Origin of the sequence: Paenibacillus sp. LPE1-1-1.1, from assembly GCF_040676435.1 — a bacterium.
Taxonomy (GTDB): Bacteria; Bacillota; Bacilli; order Paenibacillales; family Paenibacillaceae; genus Pristimantibacillus.
On sequence record NZ_JBEGHY010000001.1, the window covers coordinates 576,141 to 600,659 of the forward strand.

23 protein-coding genes are annotated in these 24,519 nt (G+C 48.1%); 13 read left to right on the forward strand and 10 right to left on the reverse strand.

Features of this window, described 5'->3' with window-relative positions; all coding sequences use genetic code 11:
* Positions 1-37: 37 nt before the first annotated feature.
* The 5 genes from MRBLPE1_RS02845 to MRBLPE1_RS02865 all read left to right on the forward strand — a co-directional run bounded on the left by MRBLPE1_RS02845 (position 38) and on the right by MRBLPE1_RS02865 (position 5,662).
* Positions 38-1,033 (forward strand): substrate-binding domain-containing protein, encoded by a 996-nt coding sequence (locus MRBLPE1_RS02845; RefSeq protein WP_364141267.1) that lies wholly within the window; start codon positions 38-40, stop codon positions 1,031-1,033.
* Complete coding sequence (locus MRBLPE1_RS02850) at positions 1,030-2,481, forward strand: sensor histidine kinase (RefSeq protein WP_364141270.1); 1,452 nt, start codon at positions 1,030-1,032, stop codon at positions 2,479-2,481. The genes MRBLPE1_RS02845 and MRBLPE1_RS02850 overlap by 4 nt, the downstream gene beginning before the upstream one ends.
* Complete coding sequence (locus MRBLPE1_RS02855; protein WP_364141273.1) at positions 2,456-3,799, forward strand: AraC family transcriptional regulator; 1,344 nt, start codon at positions 2,456-2,458, stop codon at positions 3,797-3,799. Before MRBLPE1_RS02850 ends, MRBLPE1_RS02855 begins: the two co-directional genes overlap by 26 nt.
* 227 nt (positions 3,800-4,026) lie before the next feature.
* The gene (locus tag MRBLPE1_RS02860; protein WP_364141275.1) at positions 4,027-5,400 is read left to right on the forward strand and encodes a sugar porter family MFS transporter; all 1,374 of its coding nucleotides are present in this window, start codon (positions 4,027-4,029) and stop codon (positions 5,398-5,400) included.
* Between the two features lie 52 nt (positions 5,401-5,452).
* Entirely contained in the window at positions 5,453-5,662 is a 210-nt protein-coding gene (locus MRBLPE1_RS02865; RefSeq protein ID WP_076268099.1) for a YrzA family protein, read from the forward strand.
* A gap of 82 nt (positions 5,663-5,744) precedes the next feature.
* Here MRBLPE1_RS02865 and MRBLPE1_RS02870 read toward each other — a convergent pair whose 3' ends face one another.
* Positions 5,745-7,196: an amidase family protein gene (locus MRBLPE1_RS02870; protein WP_364141279.1), complete on the reverse strand. Its 1,452-nt coding sequence runs from the start codon at positions 7,194-7,196 to the stop codon at positions 5,745-5,747.
* Between the two features lie 61 nt (positions 7,197-7,257).
* Between MRBLPE1_RS02870 and MRBLPE1_RS02875 the strand changes: the two genes are divergently transcribed.
* On the forward strand, positions 7,258-8,448 hold the full coding sequence (locus MRBLPE1_RS02875; RefSeq protein WP_364141282.1) for a stalk domain-containing protein: 1,191 nt from the start codon (positions 7,258-7,260) through the stop codon (positions 8,446-8,448).
* A 133-nt stretch (positions 8,449-8,581) separates the two neighbouring features.
* On the opposite strand, the gene tatC is transcribed toward MRBLPE1_RS02875, so the two are convergent.
* The 3 genes from tatC to MRBLPE1_RS02890 form a co-directional block, all read right to left on the reverse strand.
* Positions 8,582-9,319 carry a twin-arginine translocase subunit TatC gene (gene tatC, locus MRBLPE1_RS02880; RefSeq protein ID WP_364141285.1) on the reverse strand — a complete coding sequence of 246 codons (738 nt, stop codon included), beginning with the start codon at positions 9,317-9,319 and terminating at the stop codon, positions 8,582-8,584.
* 1 nt (position 9,320) lies between these two features.
* Positions 9,321-9,536: a twin-arginine translocase TatA/TatE family subunit gene (locus MRBLPE1_RS02885; protein WP_364141288.1), complete on the reverse strand. Its 216-nt coding sequence runs from the start codon at positions 9,534-9,536 to the stop codon at positions 9,321-9,323.
* A gap of 71 nt (positions 9,537-9,607) precedes the next feature.
* Positions 9,608-11,236, reverse strand: coding sequence for a PhoX family protein (locus tag MRBLPE1_RS02890; RefSeq protein ID WP_364144450.1), 1,629 nt, complete (start codon positions 11,234-11,236; stop codon positions 9,608-9,610).
* A 252-nt stretch (positions 11,237-11,488) separates the two neighbouring features.
* On the opposite strand from MRBLPE1_RS02890, the gene MRBLPE1_RS02895 reads away from it, so the two are divergent.
* The 3 genes from MRBLPE1_RS02895 to MRBLPE1_RS02905 all read left to right on the forward strand — a co-directional run bounded on the left by MRBLPE1_RS02895 (position 11,489) and on the right by MRBLPE1_RS02905 (position 14,069).
* Complete coding sequence (locus tag MRBLPE1_RS02895) at positions 11,489-12,079, forward strand: DUF1989 domain-containing protein (protein WP_414698824.1); 591 nt, start codon at positions 11,489-11,491, stop codon at positions 12,077-12,079.
* A gap of 175 nt (positions 12,080-12,254) precedes the next feature.
* Positions 12,255-13,028: a YqcI/YcgG family protein gene (locus MRBLPE1_RS02900; protein WP_364141291.1), complete on the forward strand. Its 774-nt coding sequence runs from the start codon at positions 12,255-12,257 to the stop codon at positions 13,026-13,028.
* A gap of 186 nt (positions 13,029-13,214) precedes the next feature.
* A complete protein-coding gene (locus MRBLPE1_RS02905; protein WP_364141294.1) occupies positions 13,215-14,069 on the forward strand; it encodes an SDR family oxidoreductase in 855 nt (284 codons plus the stop codon).
* A gap of 53 nt (positions 14,070-14,122) precedes the next feature.
* Here the strand turns inward: MRBLPE1_RS02905 and MRBLPE1_RS02910 are convergent, their stop codons facing one another.
* Positions 14,123-14,281 (reverse strand): hypothetical protein, encoded by a 159-nt coding sequence (locus MRBLPE1_RS02910; protein ID WP_364141297.1) that lies wholly within the window; start codon positions 14,279-14,281, stop codon positions 14,123-14,125.
* Positions 14,282-14,317: 36 nt separating this feature from the next.
* On the reverse strand, positions 14,318-14,650 hold the full coding sequence (locus MRBLPE1_RS02915; protein ID WP_364141300.1) for a hypothetical protein: 333 nt from the start codon (positions 14,648-14,650) through the stop codon (positions 14,318-14,320).
* Between the two features lie 585 nt (positions 14,651-15,235).
* Here MRBLPE1_RS02915 and MRBLPE1_RS02920 point away from each other — a divergent pair.
* From MRBLPE1_RS02920 to glpK, 4 genes are read left to right on the forward strand one after another with little or no spacing between them, the layout of a single operon-like run.
* Positions 15,236-16,669: an L-fucose/L-arabinose isomerase family protein gene (locus MRBLPE1_RS02920; RefSeq protein WP_364141303.1), complete on the forward strand. Its 1,434-nt coding sequence runs from the start codon at positions 15,236-15,238 to the stop codon at positions 16,667-16,669.
* Between the two features lie 18 nt (positions 16,670-16,687).
* The gene (locus MRBLPE1_RS02925; protein WP_364141306.1) at positions 16,688-17,530 is read left to right on the forward strand and encodes a transketolase; all 843 of its coding nucleotides are present in this window, start codon (positions 16,688-16,690) and stop codon (positions 17,528-17,530) included.
* Positions 17,531-17,535: 5 nt separating this feature from the next.
* Positions 17,536-18,474, forward strand: a complete 939-nt coding sequence (locus tag MRBLPE1_RS02930; RefSeq protein ID WP_364141309.1) for a transketolase family protein — start codon at positions 17,536-17,538, stop codon at positions 18,472-18,474.
* A 2-nt stretch (positions 18,475-18,476) separates the two neighbouring features.
* Entirely contained in the window at positions 18,477-20,000 is a 1,524-nt protein-coding gene (glpK, locus tag MRBLPE1_RS02935; protein WP_414698825.1) for a glycerol kinase GlpK, read from the forward strand.
* Positions 20,001-20,107: 107 nt separating this feature from the next.
* On the opposite strand, the gene MRBLPE1_RS02940 is transcribed toward glpK, so the two are convergent.
* From MRBLPE1_RS02940 to MRBLPE1_RS02955, 4 genes are all read right to left on the reverse strand, one after another.
* On the reverse strand, positions 20,108-21,604 hold the full coding sequence (locus tag MRBLPE1_RS02940; RefSeq protein ID WP_364141314.1) for a malate:quinone oxidoreductase: 1,497 nt from the start codon (positions 21,602-21,604) through the stop codon (positions 20,108-20,110).
* A 544-nt stretch (positions 21,605-22,148) separates the two neighbouring features.
* A complete protein-coding gene (locus MRBLPE1_RS02945; protein ID WP_364141317.1) occupies positions 22,149-22,364 on the reverse strand; it encodes a hypothetical protein in 216 nt (71 codons plus the stop codon).
* 321 nt (positions 22,365-22,685) lie between these two features.
* Positions 22,686-23,576 (reverse strand): carbohydrate ABC transporter permease, encoded by an 891-nt coding sequence (locus tag MRBLPE1_RS02950; RefSeq protein WP_308996064.1) that lies wholly within the window; start codon positions 23,574-23,576, stop codon positions 22,686-22,688.
* A gap of 20 nt (positions 23,577-23,596) precedes the next feature.
* On the reverse strand, positions 23,597-24,487 hold the full coding sequence (locus tag MRBLPE1_RS02955; RefSeq protein WP_364141320.1) for an ABC transporter permease: 891 nt from the start codon (positions 24,485-24,487) through the stop codon (positions 23,597-23,599).
* Between the last annotated feature and the right edge of the window lie 32 nt (positions 24,488-24,519).

The window sequence follows — 24,519 nt, forward strand, 5'->3', positions numbered from 1 at the left end:
AATCCAATAGAACTGATTGAAATAAAGGAGCTGTATCATGTCCCACCGGAAATGGAATATCGCCATCGCGATCCTTTTTCTTATTTTTGCAGGTTTGCTTGGCAGCTTTTACCTCTCCACGTTGCGCATCAGGCAGCTCATTGAACCCATCCTCTCCGATGATTCCGCCCGAGCGGCTCAACGTCATGTCGTATTAATATCGCAGGAGCTGGATAATCCTTACTGGCGTTCGATTGAGCAAGGCGCCACAGAAGCATCCGCTAAGTATGGCATGCAGCTTGAATATGAGGGGCCGATTCGCATCGATCCAAAAGAGCAATTAAAGCTGCTCGAAAAAGCGATCTCTGCCAAAGCGGACGCGGTATTGGTACAAGGAATGAATGATCCGCAATCTGTGGCTGTCATAGATCAAGCGGTAAGCCAAGGGATTCCCGTCATCACTGTCGATACGGATGAGCCGACTAGCAGGCGATTGGCTTACGTCGGCACGAATAATTTGGATGCAGGAAAAATTATGGGCGGGCTGGTGGCCAAGGCGGCTGGTAACCGGGGAAGCGTTGCTGTTATGATCGGAAACGAGCTGGCGCCGAATCAACTGCTTCGACTGGAAGGCTTCCGTTCGGTGATCGGCCGGTTTCCCGGGCTTTCGCTTGTTGACGTCCGTTCATCCGATATCTCCCGCCTTCAGGCTACGGGCGAAACAGAGAAGCTGCTGATTCGATATCCGAATTTGGATTTTGTGGTGGGTCTTAGCGCATTGGATGGCATCGGCATTGCGGATGCCGTCGAGCGGATGCGGCCAAATGGCCCTCAGATCTTTGCATTTGACGCGCTGCAAGAAACGCTTTTGCAAATCGAGAGCGGTAGAATTCATTCGACCATCGTCCAGCAGCCCTATGATATGGGCTATGATGCCATCACGCAGCTGAATGCGTTTTTCCAAGGGAAGGAGCTTCCCGAACAGCATTTTACGGAGATCAAGGTGCTGGATCAGCCTGCTTTAACAAATAAGACGGGAGAAACGAGCTCATGACCATTCGCACCAAACTGCTCTTATTTATCCCTTTACTCGTTCTGCTGGTCAATTCCGTTACCTTCTTTCTATTTCAAAGCGGAAGACTGGTTCAGCAGAGCTATAATCAAATGATGGACCGTTTGCTCTTGTACAATCAATCAATCCAAACGGTAGAGCGTAATCTAGGGGCGCTTCACACCTATTTGCTAAACCCGGACGAGAGCAATCACGAGCTGCTTGTCGGCAGCATGAACAAGCTGAAGGAGCTCCGCATTAAGCTGCAAGCTCATTCCGACGCCTCCCTCCACTCAGCCAAATTAACGAGCTATAACCATATGATGGATACGTTTATTGAACAGGAGAAAGCTGCTTTTGAGGCCGTATCCGCCGAGACCTTGTTAACGTCATTATCCTATTATGAAAAAGCAGAGAAAACAGCCGGCTTTATTCGAGAGGATGAGCAGCAGCTTGTCGATCAGGAATTGAGTATATATCAACCGGTTTACAAACAAATTCTAGCAGAAAATAAGACCATGTATCTGCTGGGTGCCGCTGTGTTCATCATTAATACCGTCATGAGCATTCTGCTTGCCGTCTGGATTTCAAGGAGCATCACGGTTCCGGTCAGCAGGCTTGTCTCGCGCGTAAAACAAATATCCAAAGGCGAATTGCAGCACAATACGCTTACCTATCCCGCTAAGGATGAGCTTGGACTCCTGGCCGGCGCCTTCGAACAAATGTCCGGCGACCTGCTCGTGATGATGGAGAAGGATAAACAAAGCCTGGAGAAAGACCGTCTCGTCAAAGCTTTGGAGCTTCAAGCGCTGCAAAGCCAGATTAATCCTCACTTCCTCTTCAATACACTGAATGTATTGTCCAAGCTGTCGCTCCTTGAAGGCGCCGAGAAAACAAGCGACCTGATTATTTCGATGTCCAACCTGCTGCGGTACAATTTGCGCAATCTCGATCATCCGGTCACATTGGAGGACGAAGTTAGGCATGTCAAGGAATACTTCATTATTCAGCAAGCGCGTTTTCGCGACAGGATTACACTTGAAATGGACATCGATCCAACGTCATTGAAGCAGCCGATTCCTGCGTTAACGCTGCAGCCTCTAGTAGAAAATGCTTTTTTGCACGGTATTGAACGCATGGAGAAGGATGCGGTTATTCGGCTTGAAATAAAGAATGACGCCGAAGGGATATTCATCTCGGTTTCAGACAACGGCCATGGCATGAGCGATGAGGTTCGCCAAGCCTTGCTGCGACTCGAGGCCGGATCCGAAAACAAACAATCTGCCGGACTTGGCACAAAAAACGTATTTAGGCGTCTCCAATTATTTTATGGCGTGAGCGGGCTCGTGAATATAGAAAGCAAGCTTGGCGAAGGAACGAAGGTAATCATTCGGATTCCTCCGGGAAAGGAAGTTGAGGATCATCATGTACCGACTGTTAATCGCGGATGACGAAGCGCTTGAACGCGAAGGGTTAGAATGGATTATTGCACGGATGCTGCCAAATACGTTTCAAATCATCCATGCCGAAAACGGGCGAACCGCAATTGAACGGGCTGAAGAGCATCGCCCCCATATTGTCTTGATGGACGTAAACATGCCGGGAATTCAAGGCTTAGACGCTATACGGGAAATAAAATCAAACTTGCCGGAAACCAAATTCGTCCTCGTTACCGCCTATGATTATTTTGCTTATGCCAAAGAGGCCCTTTCACTCGGCGTTAAAGAGTATCTTGTCAAACCGGCCAAGCGAGAGCAAATCGTCCTTACGCTTCAACAGCTTATTCAGGAGCTGGAGCAAGAAAAACGGAAACGGTCAGATGAACTGGAGCTCCGGCATAAGCTGTCACAGTTGATGCCTTTGGCCGAGAACGAGCTCGCGATGATGTTTATGGTCGATACGGTTACTTATACCGATATCATGCAATTATCAGAATGGTTGAGCTTTTCTCTCGAGCAAGGCTGTGCCATCGTCATTGCCTTCCCCGAGCAGGTGCAAACAGAAAATAAGCAAAAAACCTATGATACGATACGAAGTTTTGTCAAAACCCGCGTTGCGAACAGCATCGTCAGCTCGTTGATCGATCGCCATATGGCTATCTTCTTAAACAAAGCGTCCTTCCGCACCGATGAGGATTGGAAAGAAGCCGTCAATGCGCTGGGGGAAGAGCTGTGTGCGTTAGCTGCGCGTCAGCTCGAAGTTGATCTCTTAATCGGAATCGGCCAGACGCGTTCAAATGCGGATGGACTTCGCAAATCCTATTTCGAAGCGGTGTTTGCATCCAATTATTACAATGAATATGGAAACGTATGCCATTTCGACGAACTAAGGCAAGGAACCGGCCATTCGGTTAGCAGCGGGGAAATGAAGCTTACGCAAGCGGAAACCGTTCCCGAAGCCTATGTGCTCTCGGCGATGCAGCGCATCCGGGAGCAGCGGGAGCAGCAAACCCAGACGGTTCTTGACCGGGCCAAAATCTACATTCAAGAGCGATTCACGGAAGATCTGTCGCTTGAAGAGGTGGCTGACTCTGTTCATCTGAATCCCCACTACTTCAGTAAGATTTTTAAACAACAGGTTGGGACAACCTTTATTGATTTCGTGACGGCGCTTCGTATCGATAAGGCGAAGTCGTTAATGGCAACGGGTTTGCTAAGTCTTAAAGAAGTTTGCTTCGAGGTTGGCTACAATGATCCTAACTACTTTAGTCGCGTTTTCAAGAAAGTGACTGGCGTCACCCCCTCCGACTACCGCGGTCAGACGAAATAAACAAGATTTGTAAAGTCCATGTCGCTCTGACATGGATTTTTTTGTGTTCATGTGAACAACATAATGCTAGTCCGCCCAAAATGTAACGGCAAGCGCCGATCGTCCAAAATAAATGCGGGAACATCACTGAATAATGAAGATGTTTGCCCACTGGCCCGTTCGTTTTGCGTGATATAATGAAATTCGTTTTACAGCATGTTGGGATTGTCAGAGAGGAGAAAATGAAGGTGCGAACAGAAATATCCAAAACAAACGAACAAGTCAGCATGAAATTCGTGACGCTTGTTTCCATGGTATCCGCGCTTGGCGGATTATTATTCGGTTTCGATACGGCAGTCGTATCGGGCGCTATCGGTTTTATGGAGGAGCATTTCGACCTCACGAAACTGCAGGTTGGATGGGCCGTTTCAAGCTTAATTATCGGTTGCATTGTCGGTGCAGCCATGTCAGGTATTTTAGGTGATCGCTTTGGTCGGAAAAGAGTACTTATTGCAGCTGCAATTTTGTTTATTATCAGCTCAATCGGCTCAGCCATCCCGGAAAGCTTTTCTGGATTTATTATCGCAAGGATCATCGGCGGAATCGGGATCGGCATTACCTCTACCTTATGCCCGCTCTACAATGCCGAGATCGCTCCCGCGAAATTCCGCGGCAGGCTCGTTGCTCTTAATCAGCTCGCTATCGTGACCGGGATCTTCCTTACTTATTTCGTGAATTTGTGGATTTCGAACTCCGGCGATGCCGCTTGGAGCGTAACCTCTGCTTGGCGCTGGATGTTTGGAGTGGGCGCTGTTCCTGGATTATTATTTTTAGTTTTACTGTTCTTCGTGCCGGAAAGTCCAAGATGGTTAATCAAGCAAGGACGAGCAGCTGCCGCATTGCCCATCCTATTGCGTATCCACGGGGAAGAACTGGCTAAGAAAGAAGTCCTCGATATCAAACAATCCTTCGAGCAGGAAAGTGGATCAATCAAGCAGCTTTTCAGCCCAGGGCTCCGAATTGCTTTGATTGTTGGCGTAGGGTTGGCTTTTCTTCAACAGGTGACCGGCATTAACGCGGTTATGTACTATGCTCCCGAGATATTCAAAGCTACGGGGGCGGGCACGAACGCTTCGCTGGTTCAAACGATTTTGGTTGGTTTCATTAACTTCTTGTTCACGATTGTCGCTCTTTGGCTCATTGATAAAGTCGGACGGAAAGCGCTTCTGCTAGTCGGCTCGGCTTCAATGGCAATTTGCCTGTTAGTCATTGGTATTGCTTTTCAAACGGGACATACAACCGGCCCTCTCGTGCTTGTTTTTATATTGCTGTACGTGGCTTCGTTTGCGATATCATTGGGTCCGGTCGTATGGGTAATCATGTCTGAAATATTTCCGAACCGCATCCGCGGAAAAGCGACTGCGATTGCCGCAATGGTGCTTTGGGCGGCGGATTATCTTGTTTCACAAACGTTTCCGCCTTTGCTTGGCTCCGCAGGTCCTGCAGCCACGTTCTGGATTTACGGCGCCATGGCGCTGATCGCATTCTTGTTCACATGGCGCATCGTGCCGGAAACGAAAGGAAAATCGCTCGAGGAAATTGAATCTTTGTGGGCGAAGTAATATCTCTGTATAATAGATGTATCACTTTAATCTATTCCTAGGAGATATTCAAATGGACTTCCGATTAGATCTTATCGAAAACAAAATCGAATTTTTCGAGGCATATGATTTGAAAACCTTGGAACTGAAAATCGACCAGCAAATAGAAAATAACAAAGGATTGCTGTTAGAGGTGTTCCATGTCAGCCATCATGCCGTGTTTAATCCCAAAATCGAAAAAATGCTTTATAGCGCGGTCGTCCACTTTAAAGCAAAAAAATAATACGCATCGCGCAAGAAAACCTCCCGGCTGGCAGCAGTCGGGAGGTTTTTTTTGCTTGAGTCCATCGCGGCAAAAACGGCGATTAAATAAAGCTCTTTAAAGAAGGCGGCCGCCGCACCAGACTTGCTTGCTCATAGGAATAAGCGAGCTTGATAAGCATCGGCTCCTCATAAGCTCTGGCAGCGAATGTAACGCCAAACGGCACTCCCTGTGCCGTATAGCCAGCCGGAACTACAATGGAAGGATAGCCTGCGCGCGAAGTAATCCTAGCGCCAAAATCCGCCGGAAACAATAACGCATCCAATTGATACTCCTTCATGGTCGCATCGAGCCCCTCTTCCTTGCAGAACCTCAAATCCGCAGCGCGGTCTCGAAGGTAAGGAACCTCGGTCTGAGTTCCCGAGGTCGTTGTTTCGGCCCGCAGCAGCGTTAATTGACCGTATTTCAATGTCTCGACCGGATGTTCATTATTAAAGGCAATGATATCTTTGAGCGTCCGTATTTTGAAGCCGGACGGCAGCTTGGACAAATACGCGTTTAAAGAAGATTTAAACTCATTCAAAACAACGGAAGAATACACGATTTGACGCGCGGTTCTCACATCTGCCGGGTCTACGATAATAGCGCCCTGCTTCCTCATCCGCTCTACCGCGCCGTTAAAAATACCGAGCTGCTCTTCCGTTAATTCCTCAAAGAAATAATCTCTAGGAATGCCGATACGCGCGCCTTCCAGCCCTTTCGGATCCAGAAACACGCTGTAATTCTTCTGCTTGCGCCAATAACCTGCTCCCATCGCCGCGTCGTCTTCATCATGGGCGGTGATCGCATTCAGAACATGCACGGCATCCGTTACCGTTCTGGCCATTGGTCCAGCCGTATCCTGCGTATTCGAAAGCGGCAAAATGCCCGAGCGGCTTACGAGTCCTACCGTCGGCTTTATGCCAACCGTAGAGCTCAGATTCCCGGGGTTGAGAATCGAGCCCGATGTTTCCGTACCGATGGAAGCCATACAGAAATTACAGGCCACCGCTACGCCCGAGCCAGCGCTTGATCCGCCTGTCGGCGTCGATATGTTGTAAGGGTTAAGAACTTGTCCTCCGCGGGAACTATAACCGGAAGGCATGCCTTCCGTCATAAAATTAGCAAACTCCGTCATATTCGCTTTTCCCAAAATGACAGCGCCCGCTTCCCGAAGCCTCTTCACGATAAAAGCATCTTCCCCCGCGTAGGAACCAGCAAGCGCCAGGGATCCCGCACTCGTATGCATATTATCGCCCGTATTTATATTATCCTTCAGCAAAATCGGAATACCGTGCAGCGGGCCTCTCGGTCCTTTCGCAGCGCGTTCACTGTCCAGCGCAGAGGCAATAAACAAAGCATCGGGATTAAGCTCAAGCACCGAATTGATCGTTAGTCCTTCTTTGTCATGTGATGCGATCCGGTCAAAATAACGCAGTACCAGTTCGCGAGACGTAATCTCGCCTGATGCCATTGCTGCTTGAATGGACGAAATGGTTGCCTCTACGATTTCCATGTCCCGATTGCCCCTTATATAATCCGAATGAATGCTGCATGAGCCTAGTATATACTATTTTTTGGCATATCACATCTTCGCTTCTTCCCCCCGGTTAGATACTGCTGGGCAGATCGGAGATGGCACCATTGATGAGCAGCAAGCAGGCGACCACCGGGAGCCTGCACAGGTGAAGGGATTAAACCATGTCATCGCAATCGCAAGCGGAGGCTCTTATCACGTCGCCCTCACCAAAGATCGCACGGCTTGGCTATGGGGAAGCTCTTGTATTGCTTCCATGACACGCTCGGATTTTCTCTTCAACGAAAATTACTGCAACCCATATTACAAGCTTCCCGAAGAAACGAATGCCTATTTGCCGGGAGAGATTAAACGATCGGATATCGTTGCTATCGCAGCATCTCCGAATCATATTTCGGTTGTCAAAGACGACGGTACCGTGAACCGCTGGGGCTATTGGGACAATGCGCATATGGGAGAAGATATGCTGCCATATGCGACTAAGGACGTAATCGCCGTCTCGGAATTTTATGATGAGTATACAGGCGGCTTGCTTACACTCCGAACAGGAGGCTTCGTTGGACACAACAACCAGCCTGCATCCAAGCAAATGCACGGATTCATTAAAGTATCGGCAGCTCCCTTAACATTTAATTATGACTTGGCTTTGCAGCAGGACGGGTCAGTTTGGATCGATGATACGAAAGGAGTCTTCATAGCGCTGAAGGGCTTAAATAGTATTGTCGATCTCGAAGCTAGAGCCATAAATGCCGGTTTAGCGCTCGACGACAAAGGAACGGTTTGGACATGGGGAACAGCTAAGTATTGGTATAACTATCAGGGAGAAGCGAGTCCGGAGCCAACGGGCATAATCAAACCGGCCGCTGTCGCCAAAAGCTTTTTCGTCCAGTTGAATGATGCCTATGTTCCTTTAAACTCTGAGCCGGTTATCATCAATGGAACAACGTTTGTCCCACTCCGAGACGTATTCGAAGCAGTAGGAGCAAAGGTCACCTATGCCTCGGGAAAAATCACGATTCTTAAAGGCGGCACAAAACTTGAATTAGAGGTCTATAGGCATCGTGCACGCATTAACGGTACGGATAAACAAATGCCTGCAGCTCCGCGTTACTACCAGAACAAGGCAGTTGTGCCGCTGCGCTTCGCAACAGAAGCCTTAGGCGCAAACGTGAGCTGGAATTCCGCAAAGGATACGATTGTTATCCGAATGGAATCAAACGTAAACGGCTGACACCGTACTTGGCTGCAAAAGCTTGGTTCACTTTGAAATATAAGCAGCGTATACGATAATATTCAATATTTCTTTATTTTTATAAAAAAAAGAGAGAAGGCTTCAAGCAGCCTTCTCCTCTATTCCCCTTCAGTTATGCTGCCATCCCCTCTTCACCTGCCAGCCTTAGCTGCTTGCGGTAAACCATTTTGGAAATGGAGATACTGATTTCATAAAGTAAAAACAGCGGGACGATAACGATGATGTCTGACAAAATATCAGGCGGAGTAATCGTGATGGCAACAATCGTCAGAATGAAATAAGCAAGCTTGCGCGCTTTGGCCAGCTTATTCGGATTAAGAATGCCAAGCTTGGTTAGAAACATAACGATCGCCGGCATCTCGAACAGAAGGCCAAAGGGCACAGTCATATGAATCATGAACGTAAAATATTTCTGGGCCGTATACATCATCACGAACTCGTTTGCCGCCATCTCATTCATGAAATGGAGCACCATCGGAAATAAAATGAAATAACCGAAGCAAATGCCGACGATAAACAATACGCTGATGCTTGGTATGAACACAAGAGCGGAGCGCTGCGCTTCCTTCGGCACCGCAGGCGTGACGAACTTCCAGATTTGATAGGCGGCTATGGGCAGCGTAATCGCAATGGCGACGACTCCGGCAATCATCATATATACCCATATGACATCGGATGGCCCTAGCAGCACCAGCTTCTGATCCATATTTCTTACCAGCCACTGGTAAATGTCCTTCACATAGATGAAGGCCGCCGCCATCGCCACTATGAACGCGGCAAGCGTTCGAATCAAGCGTGAGCGCATTTCCTCCAAATGTCCGATTAAGCTTTGATCATTCGGATTGCTCATCTTATTTCGCAGTCGACGCTGCTGCCTCCGGCGTCTCCTCGGACTTGCGCTTCTCGTCGTCATCTCCGTTCACAAGACCGCGGGTTGCCCCTTTAAATTCGCTTAACGTTCTGCCAAAAGCGCGTCCGAGTTCCGGCAGCTTCGAAGGCCCGAAAATAATAAGCGCGATAATAAGGATCAATACTAATCCTCCGATTCCAATATTGCCAAATGGCATATCCTCAGCCCCTTCTAAGTTAAATGGCAGCCGCAGACAACTGGTCTGCGACTATTCGTTAATCACCTTCATCAATTACCAAGCTTAAATCCGCTGATCGCAACAACCGCGCATCTTGCCTTTTTATCGCCTGCACGATGCGGCCATAGGCTTGTAGGCTGGCTTAGATCCGCCGTATTCTCGCCTGGATGCTGGACCGATAGGAACAAGGTTTGCTCATCCGGCGTAAAAAACGGACCCGTAAGCTCGCTCTCGACTGGCGCAGAAGCAAACTGGAGCGCGGCTGCCTTATCAGGCCCGCTCGTCGGAATGACGAATAACCCGTTATTCATGAATGACTTATGCACGCCTTTATTTTGGCTGCTGCTCGAAATATCCGTCACAACCCAGAGATGGCCATTGGAATCGAAAGCCAGATTATCAGGCGAGCTGAATCCGGATTGGCGGCCTCCCGCTGCGAAAATCTCAAAGTCGAATTCCAACGCGGCCAAATCATTGTTCGCTTCGAATATCCGAGTAATATGACCGTGAATATTTCCGTGATTATCATTGTTCGTATGGCAAATGAAGATCGTATTGTCAAACGGTGAAATTTCGATATCCTCCGGACGATCCGTTGGCGTGCCTCCCACAAGCAGGGCTGCCTCCTGACAGAAAGTAACGACATCACCTTGCGTCTTGAATTTTTTCAACGCCTCAGGCTTGTCCTTGGCTGCTTTCGTAACCTCTGCCAAAGTGACCGGCATCCACTTTCCGCTCTTTAGATTGGCAACATAGAGCGTGCCGTCCTCCAGCAACGCGGAATTTGCACGGCCTTTAAGCTTATCAAACTTCCCTTTGCTTACGAATTTGTAGACGCATGCGTCTTTTTTGTCATCGCCCATGTACACCACGACACGCCCGTCAGGCGCAAGCCCCATTGCCGTGTTCTCATGATTGAATCGGCCAAGCGCGGTATGTTTCTTTAGGTACGACTTATCAAAAGGATCGACTTCGATGACCCAGCCGTAATGCGTTTCCGGAAGCTTAGACGCCGATGCGGTTTCCGCAAAATTTTCTTCGCAGGAAAGCACGGTATTCCAGAGAGTGACCCCGCCTGAGCAGTTCGCGAACGTGCCGACTGCTGAGGTAGCGCCGCCAACGGCAGTACTGCCTTTGGCAGGACCCGTAAGCTCAAACTTCGTGTAGCCATTGATTCGGCGGGCATGAGTCGAGGTTTTATCCATCTTCCATGTCCCTTTCTCATCGCGGTACACCTCGATGACGGACATGCCTTGGTAATAAAGATTTTTATGCAATTGATCCGCCGTCATCTTGCCGTCCTTCACGGGGCCAATCGAGAAAATCGTGCTGTATTCATGGTTGTTAACAAGCAACCCTCTTACATTCGATCCCTTTATAGGAAAAAACGCGTTATAGTCGCAGCCTGAGCCGAATTTTTCGCCCGCTTCATTAATCACGTCATCAAAGGCTGCCACCACATCATATTTAAAGTTTTTTGGCAAAAGGAGCTGATCTTCCTTAGAAGGAGCAATCGGCTCAAAATAGCCGCTAACCCGGTTCGTGTTAAATCCAAACAAATGATCAGCTGTTGCCGACATGGCAGATGCTTTGCCGTTTAAAACTCCCAGACCAGCTGATGCTGTTGCAAGTGCTGCTGCACCCGTACCCAAATACGAAAGAAAGGTTTTGCGATCCATCGATTTGTTCAACTTTTCCACTCCTCATTATGTGATCCACTCACAGACAAGCATAATCAGGAACTGTTAAGCGATTGTCACCTTAACCTGTAATTTTTGTAAACAACGGAATGATTATCATTCCACCTTCTGCGCCATTCGGCACTCAAGCAGCTGGAGAGCAATAAACCGCCGATGCTCTTTTTTGCATGGCATTTCCCTGCATAAGCCATACTGGAAACATAAAAGTCAAAGCGGAGCAGGAGGATTCATGTGATTCATCAAAAATGGCTGATTCCCGCAACGAAAGGTTTAAGCTTCCGAATGGAAAAAGGACAGGTCATGCGGGTGACCGACAGCGAGGGTGAGCAGGTCGCTGATCTGGTCGCTTACCTTGCCGGTGATTTCGGCGAAAGGTTCGATCCCGGCATAACGATGGATGCTTTAAGCTCGATGAAAATAAAGCCCGGGGACAAGCTATACTCCAATAAATACAGACCGATTCTGACGGTTCTATCGGATACCGTTGGCCAGCATGATTTTATTAATCCCGCCTGCAGATCCGAAATGTACGAGCTGCTTTACGGCAAAAAGGGGCATGCAAGCTGCTACCAAAATCTCAATCATGCGCTCGAAGCTTACGGCATCCCCTCTCCTGACCAGTATTACTCATTAAACCTATTCATGAATACGGTCATAAAACCTTCTGGACAAATTAGCGTAGAACGACCGAAATCTAAGCCTGGAGATTATATAGAGCTCCGTGCGGAAATGGATATCATCGTCGCCGTTTCTGCTTGCCCTTGTGCGGAGAGTGCATGTAACGGTTACCATTGCACTGCGATTGAGGTGGAAATTCTATAAAGCTTTAGCTGCGCCCATCCGACTTATCATTACCTCTGCCGGCGAGTTCTCTCTGATCGGATTCGGACTCTGCTTCGGCTATCAAGCTCTTTGAGCGTATACCGGACATTCACCCATAAAACCTTCTTCGCATAGTATGCTTCGTCGTACTTTCTGAAGGAGGTTTTAATCAATTATGGCTGAATTAACAAGCAAAGCATGGATTGATGAGCATCTCACCCATCTATCGGAATGGCAGCAGGATGCCTTTCGCCAGTTTGCAAGTATGATTGCGGATCCTGCCGGCAGCTATCCCTGCATACCCGGCCGTCATGGCTTTCTCACGAACAATTTACGCTTTGGCTTCGCTTCTGATCCACGGGACGAGCAAGCCATTACCGAGGTTTCGCAGCTGCTGCGCCAGTATGGCGAAAGCGCCCGGGAAACAGGCAAATACGCTTCGCTCGTCATTTTTTTCAAGATGCCTGAAGAGCTGCTTCGCAGCTATGACATAGAAGATTACGAGGATCTGTTTTGGTCGGTTTTAAGCCGAGTCAGCGCAAAGGACGATACGCCATGGCCGGAGGGCATATCGACAGATCCTTCCCATCATTCCTGGGAGTTTTGTTATAACGGCCAGCCTTATTTCGCCTTTTGCGGCACCCCTGCCCATACCATTCGAAAAAGCCGGTTCTCGCCTTATTTTCTTATCGCCTTTCAGCCCCGCTTCGTTTTTGAGGATATCAACGATACCACGCCTTTTGGACGGAACATAAAAAAACTTATCCGTCAAAAGCTCGCGGAATACGACGGCGTGCCCGCGCATCCCTCTCTCAAATGGTACGGCCAAGCGGATAATCAGGAGTGGAAGCAATATTTTTTGCGGGATGATGAGAGCGCTCCTTCCAAATGTCCATATACTTTTATGAAAAATAAATTTAAAGACTTAAGCCTGCGCTTTCATAAATAATGTTCGCTTGCTAGGATGCCGCTAAGCTTTAAGCAGATTACCATCACATAAACTGCCCCGCTGTATTGAAGCCCAGCGCATATAGCGGGAGTACTTTGTATACGTGTAAACGATCTAGATACATAACCGGCCTGCTGCTTCGATATGATTAATCAAATCGAAACATTGCAATAGGAGGCTGAGGCTATGGGACCATTTTCCCCTGAGCTGTTGAAAGGAAAGGTTATTCTCATAACAGGCGGCGCAACCGGACTTGGCCGTGCCATGGGCGAGAAATTCATCGCGCTTGGCGCGCAGCTGGCAATTGCAAGCCGGCGCGAAGAAGTGCTGAAGCAAGCTGCTGATGCGATGAGTACGGGGCCAAGCCGCGTTTTTCACAAATGCTGCGATGTCCGTGATCCCGTTCAAGTAAATGAGATGATTGATGCAGTGGAAAACCATTTTGGCCATATCGATATCCTTATCAATAATGCGGCCGGCAATTTTATAAGCCCAACGGAAAGGCTCTCGCCAAAGGCCGTCGACACGGTTTTAAATATCGTATTGCATGGTACCTTCTATACGACGCTTGAGGTTGGTAAAAGATGGATTGCACAGCGCAGAAGCGGCACGATGCTGAATATCGTAACGACCTATGCATCAACCGGATCAGGCTATGTGGTGCCTTCCGCTGCCGCGAAAGCAGGCGTTCTAGCGCTTACCCGCTCCCTTGCCGTCGAATGGGCGGATCACGGCATACGTCAGGTTGCCATTGCGCCTGGACCTTTTCCGACGGAGGGTGCTTGGTCCCGCCTCTCTCCCACCCCAGAGCTGGAAGAAAAAATGATTGGCCGCATTCCGCTAAAGCGGGTGGGCGACAAGGAAGAGCTGGCGAATCTAGCTGCCTACCTCATATCCGACTATGCGGCATATATGAATGGAGAAGTCGTAACGATTGACGGCGGAGAATGGCTGCAAGGGGCTGGCCAATTCAACGGCTTGTCTGAAGTGACCGACGAGCAGTGGGATGCTTTGGCTGAGCTGACGCGCAAGGGTAAATGAGCTGCTCAACGAAAAAAACAGCTCATTCCTCGTCCTCAGAGTAATGAGCTGTTTTAATTACAGCACAGGCCTTCCTTATTCCTTTTCGCCTTGCGTTTCGCGAACCGGACGAGCATGCGGCCCTTTTCCGCCAGATGCGTTGCCTCCGGAACGGCCTCCTGCTTCACGTTTGCCGCCAGATGCGTTGCCTCCGGAACGGCCTCCTGCTTCACGTTTGCCTCCAGATGCGTTGCCGCCGGAACGGCCTCCTACTTCACGTTTGCCTCCAGATGCGTTGCCTCCAGGACGGCCTCCTGCTTCACGTTTGCCTCCAGATGCATTGCCTCCGGAACGGCCTCCTGCTTCACGTTTGCCTCCAGATGCGTTGCCTCCAGGACGGCCTCCTGCTTCACGTTTACCTCCGGATGCATTGCCTCCGGAACGGCCTCCTGCTTCACGTTTACCTCCAGATGCATTGCCGCCGGAACGGCCTCCTGCTTTACGTTTACCTCCAGATGCGTTGTCGCCAGAACGGCCTCCTGCTTTACGTTTACCTCCAGATGCATTGCCGCCGAAACGGCCTCCTTCTTTACGTTTGTCACCAGATGCGCTGCCGCCAGAGCTGTTTTTTTCTTTTTTCTTATCTTTTGCCATATGTGCAATACCTCCCATTAGAAGCTACTTACAACATATGACGCAAATCTAGCTTTCGTAACTAGTCATCTGCTTGTTTTATAGAATTATAGATTTAGCCGCTCAAATTCGAAATCGAATGGATAAGAAGAATAAACACTAAATTGAGATAAACTAATCACTTAACAAAATAAATCCTAATTCGATCATATAGTTTCAATATAGCAAGATCACTAGTATTTTTAAAGCAATAACCGCATTATTTTAGTTCGGGAACAAGAAAAAGACAATAAATAAGGCTGATCCACTCAAATAGTTGGAAAATCAGCATAATCGACACTAAGTTTATGCTAAATAACTAAACTTTTATGACAATAACAAATATTTTAACTAAACTTTAAATAAACTCATTGACCGCTTCAAAAATAAGTGATAAATTTAGTCGAAAGCAGCACTTGATTTGAATATCATCTAATATGTTTTTATTAATCGTTTAGTAATCCTATCATTTGTTAAGTTTAGTTGAGAAAAAATTAAAGGAGTGCACAAACAGAATGAAAAAACTTAAATTGGGATACGCGCCCACCAGAAGGTTCACGTTCAGTGCGGAGGATGCATTTAAGTACAAGGTGTTGATTAAAGAGAAAATCTCCAGCTTCGGCCTTGATCTGGATCTTGTCGATCTTGAAGGAATTAACCAAGAAGGTCTGCTATACGACGATAATATTAACGCAGATCTTATCATCGAGCGCTTTAAGCAGGAAAATGTTGACGCTGTATTTTTCCCTCATTGCAATTTCGGTACGGAGGATACGGTTGCAAGAGTGGGTAAAGCGCTTGGCAAGCCCGTGCTTCTGTGGGGACCAAGGGACGAAGCGCCGCTTGAGGATGGCATGAGGCTGCGCGACACGCAGTGCGGCTTGTTCGCGACAGGAAAGGTACTGCGCCGCTTTAACGTGCCTTTCACTTACATCACCAACAGCCGAGTGGATGATCCGGTGTTTGAACGAGGCTTCACGAATTTCGCAGCGGCAGCCAATGTCGTAAAGCAATTCCGCAGCCTGCGGATTTTGCAAATCGGGCCTCGCCCCTCCTCGTTTTGGACGATGATGTGCAATGAAGGCGAGCTGCTCGAGCGGTTCGGAATCGAAATCCACCCGATTACATTGGTCGACATCCAAAGAGAAACGAAACGGATCGAGAATGGGAACAGCTCGGAGCTTGCTGCCGCCATTGACTATATTAAAGAAAAGCTGGACTGGTCCGAAGTCACGGAAGCTGACGTAAAGCGAATCGCCGCGCTTAAAGTAGCAATGAAATCGTATGCGGTGAAAACAGGCAGCTCCGCCATCGCGATCCAGTGCTGGTCATCCCTTCAGGACGCTATGGGCATCATGCCGTGCCTGGCGAATGCAATCCTAACAGACGAGCAAATTCCGGTGACCTGCGAAACGGATATCCACGGTGCCATCACTTCCGTTATGGTGCAGGCCGCAACGTTGAATCAACACCCGACTTTCTTTGCGGATTTGACCATTCGGCATCCGGAAAATGCAAATGGCGAGCTGCTTTTCCATTGCGGAAATTTCCCGGTTTCGTTGTCGGTTGAGAACAAACCCAAGCTTCGCAAGCATTTCCTGTTTGACGATCACGCTCCCGGCACGCATGAGGGTGAAATCAAAGGCGGCGATATGACACTTGCCCGGTTCGACGGCGATCATGGCGACTATCAGCTTTTCCTTGGCAAAGCCCGGGGCATTCAAGGCCCGTATACGCGCGGCTCCTATGTTTGGGTCGAGGTAAACGATTGGCCGCTGTGGGAAGAAAAACTCGTAAAAGGCCCTTATGTACATCATTCCGTAGGCATTCATGCAAATGCCATCCCGGCTTTATATGAAGCTTGCAGCTATATTCCAGGACTCACGCCTGATCCGGTCGATCCTACTGAACAGCAAATTCAAGCTTGGCTTCGCGGAAGCGGGCTATAAACGAGGAGGAATATTGGCATGGAGACAATCGCATTAAAAGCAAAAGCGGCAAACATCCGGATGGACCTGCTTCGAATGATTCATCACGCCAAAACCGGACATACCGGCGGTTCTTTAAGCAACACCGATATTTTGACAGCCCTATATTATCGGATTATGAAGCTTGATCCTCAAAATCCGAAATGGGATAAGCGAGACCGTTTCATCGCCAGCAAGGGGCATTCCGTGGAATCGTTATGGTGCATCCTGGCTGATCTTGGATTTTTTCCAAAGGAGGAGCTGCAGACCTTCAGCCAGTTTGGGTCTCGGCTAATCGGCCATCCGAATAACAAGGTGAACGGCATAGAGATGAATACGGGTGCGCTGGGCCACGGTCTTGCGATATCCGTGGGCATGGCACTTGCATCCAAACGCGATAACAGCGGCTACCGCGTTTTCTGCCTGATGGGCGACGGCGAACAAGCAGAGGGCTCCGTATGGGAAGCCGCCATGGCGGGCGCACATTTTAAGCTCGATAATTTGGTTGGTATTATCGATAGGAACCGCCTGCAAATCAGCGGACCTACCGAGGAAGTCATGGGACTCGATCCGCTTGAAGACAAATGGGAAGCTTTCGGCTGGCATGTTGTTTCGATCAACGGCAATGACATGGATGAGATTGTGCAAGCGCTTGAAGCAGCGCCGGCGGCTAAGAACAAACCTACTCTTATTATGGCGAATACCGTGAAAGGCAAAGGCGTCTCCTTCGCGGAAAATTCGGCTAAATGGCATCATCATGTCCCTAGCGACGAGCAGCTGGAGCTTGCGATTAACGAGCTGACGGCTTTACTTCAAACCTATCAGCTGGAAGGGAAGGTTTAAACAACATGGCAAATAAAATTCCGAACCGGCAAGTCATTTGCGATACGCTTCTAAGATTGGCGGAGAACGACCCTGATATTATGGTGCTAGCGAGCGATTCCCGGGGCTCGGCGGCAATGGGGCCGTTCGCGGATACGTTTCCGGAGCAATTCGTCGAGGTTGGCATCGCGGAACAAAATATCGTTGGTATCGCGGCAGGACTCGCGCACAGCGGCAAAAAACCTTATGTTACATCCCCTGCTTGCTTCCTAAGCATGCGGAGCATCGAACAAATCAAAGTCGATGTCGCTTACTCCGCCACGAACGTTAAGCTGGTCGGCATTAGCGGCGGAGTCAGCTACGGCGCGCTCGGCATGTCCCATCATTCCGTGCAGGATCTTGCTGTAATGAGGGCAATTCCGGGACTTGCTATCGTTCTGCCCGCGGACCGGCATGAAACGAAAAAAATGACGGAAGCGCTTGTTTCCTATGAAGGCGGCGCTTATATGCGAATTGGCCGCAATCCGGTCGAGGATGTATATGAATCTGATGATTATGAATTCGTTATCGGTCAAGCAAGCAAGATGCGCGAGGGCACGGACATTACGATTATTGCTGCTGGGGAGACGGTAAGGGTTGCGTTGGATGCTTATGCCGAGCTGCTGGAAGCAGGCGTTTCCGCGAGAATCCTTAACATGCATACGATCAAGCCGCTTGACGAAGCTGCGATTATCAGCGCCGCGCGCGAAACGGGACGTATCATCACGGTTGAAGAGCATAGCATTCACGGGGGGCTTGGCGCGGCAGTGGCTGAGGTCGTCGTACAGCATCATCCCGTTCCCGTTCGTATTCTTGGCATTCCGGATGAGCCGGCCATCGCCGGAAAAACAGCCGAAGTGTTCAACCATTATGGAATCAACGCCAGCAATATCAAGCAGATCGCTTTGGAACTATTGGGCAGATAAGGATGGCAGCCATGGGAAAATATATAGTAGCCATTGATCAAAGCACCTCAGGTACGAAAGCACTGCTTGTGAACAGCGACGGAGCTGTTCTTGGCAGAAGCTCGGCTGAGCATAAACAATATTATCCGGAGCCGGGCTGGGTCGAGCATGACCCGATCGCCATCTATGAAAACGTGAAGGAATGCGTGCTCGGGGTGCTCGAACAAACAGGTACGGCCGCTAACGAGATTGCGGTGCTTACTTTAACCAATCAACGGGAAACGGCTGTTATTTGGGACCGAATTACCGGTCTGCCCGTGTATAATGCCATTGTCTGGCAATGCCAGCGGACAGCAGGAGCATGCGACAACCTCCGATCCGATGGGCATGAGCCTGCCGTGCGGGACAAAACGGGGCTCTTGCTTGATCCTTATTTCTCCGCTTCCAAATGGAAATGGATATTGGATCACTCGGAAGGCGTAAGTGAAAAGCTTGCCGAAGGAAGGCTGCTGGCCGGCAATATGGACAGCTGGTTGATCTGGAAGCTGACGGAAGGCAAGGCTCATGTAACGGATTATACAAATGCCAGCCGGACCTCGCTGTTTAATATTCATACGCTGGCATGGGACGAGGAACTGTGCCGGATTTTCGGGGTTCCCTCCTTCCTGCTGCCGGTAGTGAAATATTCGGACGAGAAATTCGGTTACACGGAGAAAGACGGCTGGCTCGGGGCAACCATCCCAATCTCTGGTGTAATCGGCGATTCCCAGGCAGCTTTGTTCGGTAATTTATGTTTAGAAGAAGGCATGGCGAAGGCCACCTACGGTACGGGAACTTCCGTTCTGATGAATATTGGCGCGCAGCCGGCAGCATTGGGGAGCGGTCTAGTTCAGACCATTGCTTGGGGCAGGGAGCAAAGCGTGACCTATGCGCTCGAAGCGGTCATACGCACGTCTGGCGACAGCTTGAAATGGTTACGGGAGAACTTGGAATTATTTGATACTTTTGAGGAAATGGATCAACTGCTGACGCAAGTGCCGAGCAACCAAGGCGTTTATCTCGTTCCCGCCTTTGTCGGACTCGGAGCGCCTTATTGGCAGCCTAATGCAAGGGCGTCCATATCCGGCATGAACCGGGGAACAGGAAAAGCGCATATCATTCGTGCTGCTCTAGAGAGCATTGCCTATCAGGTTTACGACGCGGTTGAACTGCTGCAAACGGCTTCGGGAATTACGCTCGAGGAGCTTCGCGCCGACGGAGGCGCAGCGGAAAATACTTTACTGATGCAATTTCAAGCGGATATCTTGAGGAAAAAAGTCGTTCGGACCGGAGTTGCCGAGCTTTCCGCAATGGGTTCTGTATTCTTGGGCGGGTTGGCCGTCGGGATATGGAGCTCTGCGGAGGATCTTAAAAAAAGTGTTCAAAGCTCACGTACCTATGCCCCTCTAATGAACGATTCCGAAAGGAGCGCGTGTCTCGAAGGATGGCGGAAAGCTTTATCTGCCCTCCTCTTTCAGGATGAAGGTTTAACGCGATCAAAAGAATAAGGCAGTGTAATGGCACTTCGCCAGCCGGGGATATCAGACGATGGAGAATTTAGTAAAAACAGGACAGCCGAAGATATCGGCTGTCCTGTTTTTATAGATTTGCAAGATTAATTATAGGCCAGTTCTTTTTCTTTTAGTCCAAGCGTCTCGGCTGTTGAAGCATGAATTTCTTGCAGAAGCTCTGGATTTTTCATTAGCGACATGCCATATGAAGGAATCATTTCTTTAATTTTCGGTTCCCACTCTTCCATATGCTGCGGGAAGCATTTTTTAAATACTTCCAACATAACGTGAACAGCAGTAGAAGCACCCGGAGAAGCTCCTAGCAGCGCTGCAATCGAGCCGTCTGCGGCACTAATAACTTCCGTGCCAAATTGAAGCGTACCTTTGCCTGCTTCAGTATCTTTGATTACTTGCACACGTTGCCCAGCGACTACTAATTCCCAATCCTCGATTTTGGCGGTCGGGATAAACTCTCGCAGTTCTTCCATGCGTTTTTCTTTCGATAACATAACTTGCTCGATCAGGTATTTTGTCAATGACATGTTTTTTGCGCCAGCCGACAACATCGTTACGAGATTATCCGGTTTTACGGAAGTTACCAAATCAAACATTGAACCGGTTTTTAAGAACTTTGGCGAGAAGCCGGCAAACGGTCCAAATAGCAACGATTTTTTATTGTCGATAAATCTTGTGTCAAGATGCGGAACTGACATCGGAGGAGCGCCAACCTTAGCTTTCCCGTATACCTTTGCATGATGCTGCGCTACAACTTCCGGGTTATTACACACCATAAATATCCCGCTTACCGGGAATCCTCCAATATGTTTCCCTTCAGGAATACCGGATTTTTGCAGTAAATGCAGGCTGCCTCCGCCGCCTCCGATAAAGACGAATTTGGCTGTATGGCGTTCGATGTTGCCGCTGCCGTTGCGCACTTTCAATTCCCACGAGCCATCGCTGGTACGTTTCATATTATCAACGCTATGTTTATATTTGATATCGACGTTTTTACTTTTTAAGTGGTCAAACAAAATGCGCGTTAAAGCACCAAAGTTGACATCAGTGCCTGAGTCGATTTTTGTTGCCGCAATAGGATCATTCGATGGACGGTCTTGTATAATAAGCGGAATCCATTCCATCAGTTTTTTAGGGTCATCGGAAAATTCCATCCCTTGAAACAAAGGATTGTTTATCATCGCTTCAAAACGTTTCTTTAAAAACGTTATATTTTGTTCCCCTTGTACCATACTCATATGAGGCAACCGCTTGATAAAATCCTCCGGATTACGTATCAGCTTGCTGTTGACAAGATAGGACCAGAACTGCATGGATAGCTGAAATTGTTCATTAATATTGATCGCTTTGCTAATATCTATGGATCCGTCTGGTTTCTCGACAGTGTAATTAAGCTCGCACAGTGCCGCATGCCCTGTTCCTGCATTATTCCATTCGTTAGAGCTTTCTTCTCCAGCACTTTCAAGCTTCTCAAACACTGTAATTTCCCATTCCGGTCTTAGTTCTTTCAGAAGTGTTCCTAAAGTCGCACTCATGATGCCGGCACCAATCAAAATGACGTCTGTTTTGGTTTCACTGTTACTCATTTTTCCCATCCTTATACCCTAAAATTTGCAGAAAGGATGTATGCGCTCATGCTTATGCGTCACACCAAGCCAAGGCGCAACCGTGTCACATACCTTTTCTGTTTATACTATAACTATATCATAGTCTATTACAATTTTTTATAGATTAAAATATCTACTATTATCTTATAATTATAGACTATTTAAAAGCCAGTATAAAGTGAGAAGTCCATCCATCCAAATTTATTTTCTAATAACCTGACTAATTTTTAATCCTAATAAATCTTATTCTTTGGCCTTTATTGTTGTTCCATTGCTGTATAACTCCCTCAAAAAAAAAAGACAGGCATCTGATTAGATGCCTGTTGTGTTGAACTCTTTTTCTTTATTATCCAATTATAATTATTATGGCTTTCATTCAAATCAATTCGACTGGATTAAGCCAATTCACTTTACAACCTTTGAAAGTGACAACCATAGCTACACTCAACTTGGACCATTACTTCTGGTCTCTTTTAATTGTGAACGGTTGCTGCTGTGATCCCAAATCGATTCTCCCTTTGTTTCACTCATTAGTATCTCCTTCTGTATGCCTCGCCAAGAACCCATCCAAGATCTCTGCCATGGATGCGTTTTCCAACGGTCCTTTCAGCTCGTTCCTAACCAGCAGCAAAGCAGCTGCAGGAGGCATATGGATCGTCCGCAGCGCTTCGATCAGAGTATCCTCTTCGTCACTTAGCCGTTTTATGTATTGCAACTCTATCGGTTCAGGTGTTATCACCAAATTCACTCTCTTTCAGGGGTGGTTTTGTCCCTCCAAGCAAACGGGACATCAAATCCTAAATTACCCCGTTTGTACCTTCTTCACGTCACTCGTCCTGGCAAATGGAGAGGAAGTGCTGTCACACTTCCTCTTTATCTAATAGAAGGCAGCCGGAATATTCAGTATTGGCAAATTTGATCGTTATTAACCATGGCGGACGTTGAAGAATTGTTTGTATAGTAAAAGGCTGATGATGTGCGCCCGCAAATTACGGAAACAGACCCTCAGCCTTCTATAATATGTTCAGCATCTGCATGCGTTACAGCAGACCGCTACCAGCTATTCCTTTACCGAACCCAACGTAATCCCATGAATGAAAAACCGCTGCAGAAACGGATACACAACTAGAACTGGAAGCATGGCGATAAATATTTTCGCGGCATCCAATGTCCGGTTAGACAGTTCAGACATTCGTTTATATTGATCCTCTGTCATTGTAGACGGATCGACGGAAACGACAAGCTGCTGGATATACGTTTGCAGCGGATAATATTCTTCCCGTGTCATGAAGATCAGTCCGTACAAAAATTCATTCCAGTGATAAACAATGCTAAACAAGGTTACGGTTGCTAGCACCGGCACAGCGAGCGGAATGTAAATTTTAATTAGCGCATCCCACGGCCCTGCTCCGTCCACGAGCGCCGCTTCATCCATTTCTTTTGGGAGATTCCGATAAAAATTAACGGTCAGAATGACATTAAACACGATGGTATGCGCACCGCCGACAAGCACCATCGACCATATGCTGTTAAGCATGCCCAGCTCTTTGATCGTTAAGTATAGCGGAATGAGACCGCCATTGAACAGCATAGTGAATATAAGCGTCCACATGAGCACATTACGCGCTTTGAATTGCTGTACGCTTCTGGAGAGCGGATATGCCATCATGGCTACCACAATCAGATTCAGGCCAGCCCCAAGAAAAACGCGTTTCGCCGAAATCCAGAAGGAGTTAAAAAATTGACTGTCTTGTAAAATTTGCTGATACGCATTGAAGTTAAAATCTATCGGCCACAGCCAAACTCTGCCTGCCGCAGCTGCCGAATTTGAGCTTAGTGATAGCGCAAGCGTATACCACAACGGCAAAATGCAGGTGAGAGTAATGAGAACCAAGACGATAATCAATAGAATATCGAAAGCTTTTGAACGGATTGTTGTATCGCGAACCATCCCGTCACCTCCTGTGCTCGTTAGAATATGCGGTAGTTGATGAACTTGTAAGCCAAGTAGTAGGACACGGAAATTAAGATGAAGCCGACCAAAGATTTTAGTAATCCGACAGCTGTTGCCAGCTCATATTGCAAATTAAGCAAGCCTGTCCGGTACACCCAGGTATCAATGATATCCCCCGTTGAGTACACTAGCGGGTTATATAAGTTGAATATTTGATCAAAGCCGGCATTCAGCACATTTCCTAAGCTAAGAACGGTCAGCAGCACTGCGGTTGTCCGAATGCCTGGGAGCGTAATATGCCATAAACTGCGAAACCGCGAGGCGCCGTCTATGCCCGCCGCTTCATAAAGTGCAGGACTGATGCCAGTCAGCGCAGCCAGATAAATAATGGTATTGAAGCCAAATTCCTTCCATACATCGCTGCCTACCACCAGATAGGGAAACAAGCTCGCATTGGCAAAAAAGATGATCGGCTCCATGCCAAACAGTCCAGCCAGCTGATTGATAGGCCCTTTATAGGAGAATAGATCAAGAACAATCCCGCCGAGAATAACCCATGACAAAAAATGAGGCAAATATACGATCGTTTGAACCCATCGTTTCATAATCAATAGACGCAGCTCGTTGAGCATCAGCGCAAACATAAGCGGCACGATGAGATTCGCAATGATTTTCATAACGGCAATGTACAGCGTATTAACAAACACATCCCGTGTATCATTAAGCGCAAACATATATCTAAAGTGCTCAAGGCCAATAATTTCTGATCCAAATATCCCCTTCCCGGGGTTGAACTGCTGGAATGCAATGATGATGCCAAACATGGGAATGATGCTGAAAATCAGTAGCCAAAGATAGCCTGGCAACAGCATGAGGTAATAATGCTTGGCGAACCCTTTCGTTTTCATGCTATCTCTCCCTTCGATGATTTCAAGCGGCA